Below are 2,404 nucleotides of genomic sequence, written 5' to 3' on the forward strand. Positions count from 1 at the left end.
ACCACGTCACTGAGCGTGCTGGTGATCGGCGGTTTGTCCTTCACACCCTTCAACGCTGTGCGAGGCAGCGGCTGCAGCGGGGTGCTGCCCGCGCCTGTCACCTCCACCAGTTCCTGCGCCGCCGCATCCGCACCCAAAAGCGCTACCAGATCCGAGGCCGTCGTGGTCACTTGCGGATTAGCTCCGCCGCCATGGAACGCCATAACCTGCCGAGCTAGCAGCACATTTGCACCTCCACCACTGACGGTGATCCGTGCCCCGATCGTCTCGTGGGCATTGAGATAAGTGCGCACCTGAGCCGAGGTGCTGATGGACCCGGGACCTCGGCCCCCATCCAACTTCGTCAAGGGCATGGGCGCTGCGACCGCCTCGCCATCCCCGGTGTAACTGACATCGATCAAAGCCGAGGCTTCTTCGTCCTCCGTCAGCATCTCCACCACCTCGTCGATCGTTGTCTCCACGGTGGGCTGGCTATTCCCACCCGTCAGATAAAAATCATACCCTATGCTTTTTGTTAGGCCTTAAAAGCCCGCACACTAGAGCGAGCGATACGTCAGGGTTCGTCAGCGACTTCGGCATCAAAATTCTATATATCTGCTCGTATGGACTTCGACAGTGCATGGCTTGACTCAAGCAACGACTTCGTTCATCAGAGCCCCCACATCGTGCAGTCAGTCGCATCTCTCACTGAAATCGTGGCCCGGTCTCCTCTTCGCATCCACGCGCCCTTGGGGAGAAGGCCGGTTGACCGGGACAGCGCTCCGAGGCGGGCAAGGCGTTGGGATGTTGAGTCAGACGTAGGCGAACTTGGCCCCTTCCAACCCATGCGGTTTTTACCTTTTTTATCCCCCCTCGGCGTGGCTCCGGCACGGGGGATGAAGATCGGACAAGATCCTTGAACACACGGGGTTTCATAGCCGAGAAGGTGACTGCGCTTCATTTTTTCAAATAGCTTGGCATGGCCAAGACTATTGGTTGGCGCGTACGTCCATTCTGAAACGAAGGAAAATGCTGGATGGTGGCGGGACCGTGCACTGACGCGTGCGGAGGGTAAGGTGACAAGCTCCTTTGGGCCTCTGCACCGAGGAGCTTGCTACGGAGTTTTATTTTTTGGAAGCTGGCATGGGTGACGTGCCTACTATGGGTTGGCGCGTACGTTCATTCCATGGGTGACGTGCCTGCTATGGGTTGTCACTGTTTTATTCTATCGGTTCAGCTGACGATGAGGGTTCATCCCACTCGGCATCAAATACCTCTTTAATTCTGCCAAGCACTGCACTTCTGTCCTGGCCATCTCTCTCATATGCGTTGCCCAGGTGACGCATGACGTCAGCCAGCAACAAGCCCCACGCTGAAGGATCGTTCCAAAGATTCTGCGTAATAACAAAACATGGCGCTCCATTAATCAACCAGATTCGAAGTAACTCCATGGATTGACTATCTATGGGAACATTTGGCGTCGGCAACTCATTGCCCGATGAGGTATGGTTATTCATAATTTCTTTTATTCTTCACCGAGAAGATGCTGTCTCTTAGGTCCGATTGGGTCTACTTTGTTTGCGACTGCGTCAGATTTGGATGCAGGGACACCTCCTGTGATTTCTTGAATGCGTTTGTGTTCTGCAATTTCTCGTGCCGTCTTGTCTCCGGCAACTTTTGTTGTTGTCTCAGTCCCAGGTTTCAAACGACCGGTTGATTTATGGGTGTTCAAGCGTGAAGCCAAATCTTCCGATTGTCCAACATAGGGTTTATTTGCTTTCTGATCAGGAAACTCGTAAATTCCACTTTCTTTTGACTCAGCCTTGGCATTTGATTCCGCATTCTTTCGCTGACTGGCTTCAAGATCTTGAGCAGCCTTCTTGTTTTCAGGCAACTCGCCGGACTGCTCAGTTGTCATCGCAACATGAAGCGCATTGTAACTGACTGTGGCACCATGGGCGGTTACAATTGAACCACCTACGATTAAAGGTATAGCCACGGGAGTTGCCCCGCCTCCTGTAAAAACTTCTCCTCCAAGGCCTGTGGCCACGGCAGCGACACCTGCCTGCATTTCGACAACTCCTTGAACAAGCCCCGTTGTATGCCCGATGAAGCGCCCAGCTCTTGATGCAAAATCGGCCGTCACCGGTATATTCTTATGCACATCATCCGGCAGCTGAGTTTGTCCATAACCGTAAACTGCATTTCCGATGAAGTTTGAGTAATCAGCTTTGAATTCCGCCCATGAATAAAGCCCCTCTGGATCGAAGCTCGTCCACGGATTCTGCTTCACGTAGGCATAGAGGTTGGGGCCATCGACAAACCCTGCTGGGTCTCGGCTCAGCCACATCCCCGTCTCGATGTCCCGATACCGGAAGCCTTCGTTCAGTAGGCCCGTCGGGTCTTCGTCCTTGCTGTTGGCTCG

At 53.7% G+C, this 2,404-nt stretch carries 3 protein-coding genes; all 3 read right to left on the minus strand.

Features of this window, described 5'->3' with window-relative positions; all coding sequences use genetic code 11:
- Positions 1–461: hypothetical protein (locus B5D61_RS25410; RefSeq protein ID WP_139373512.1), on the minus strand; the 461-nt coding region annotated here is incomplete at its 3' end.
- A 738-nt stretch (positions 462–1,199) separates the two neighbouring features.
- Positions 1,200–1,496 (minus strand): DUF5076 domain-containing protein, encoded by a 297-nt coding sequence (locus tag B5D61_RS25420; RefSeq protein WP_078816234.1) that lies wholly within the window; start codon positions 1,494–1,496, stop codon positions 1,200–1,202.
- 8 nt (positions 1,497–1,504) lie between these two features.
- On the minus strand, positions 1,505–2,404 hold a 900-nt coding region (locus B5D61_RS25425), incomplete at its 5' end, for an RHS repeat-associated core domain-containing protein (protein ID WP_139373513.1).

Origin of the sequence: Prosthecobacter debontii (assembly GCF_900167535.1) — a bacterium.
Lineage (GTDB): Bacteria > Verrucomicrobiota > Verrucomicrobiia > Verrucomicrobiales > Verrucomicrobiaceae > Prosthecobacter > Prosthecobacter debontii.

What these genes read in the sequence shown, in the direction of transcription:
- B5D61_RS25420 (WP_078816234.1), bottom strand. Translation starts at nt 1,496, where the DNA reads ATGAATAACCATACCTCATCGGGCAATGAGTTGCCGACGCCAAATGTT.